Source organism: Paraburkholderia sp. SIMBA_054 (assembly GCF_046534875.1).
In the GTDB taxonomy this organism is placed as follows: domain Bacteria; phylum Pseudomonadota; class Gammaproteobacteria; order Burkholderiales; family Burkholderiaceae; genus Paraburkholderia; species Paraburkholderia hospita.
The window spans coordinates 1-239 of sequence record NZ_JAWRXV010001632.1 but is presented as its reverse complement, the minus strand read 5'-3'; the positions used below and the strand labels follow the sequence as shown (position 1 = coordinate 239).

At 62.3% G+C, this 239-nt stretch carries 1 pseudogene; it reads left to right on the top strand.

What is annotated here, in order from left to right:
* Positions 1-239, top strand: a pseudogene (locus SB822_RS60605) (hypothetical protein); the annotation flags it as partial.

Sequence of the window (239 nt, the reverse complement as noted above, 5' to 3'; positions counted from 1 at the left end):
ATCGTGCTCAACGCCGGCACCGAGCACGAGCAGCGCCGTCCGTTCGAGATCTTCATCAACTCCAAGTCGATGGAGCATTTCCAGTGGATCGTCGCGCTCACCCGCATCATGTCGGCGGTGTTCCGAAAGGGCGGCGACGTCACCTTCCTGGTCGACGAGATGAAGGCCGTGTTCGATCCCAAGGGCGGCTACTTCAAGGCTGGCGGCGTCTACATGCCCTCGCTGGTCGCCGAACTGGG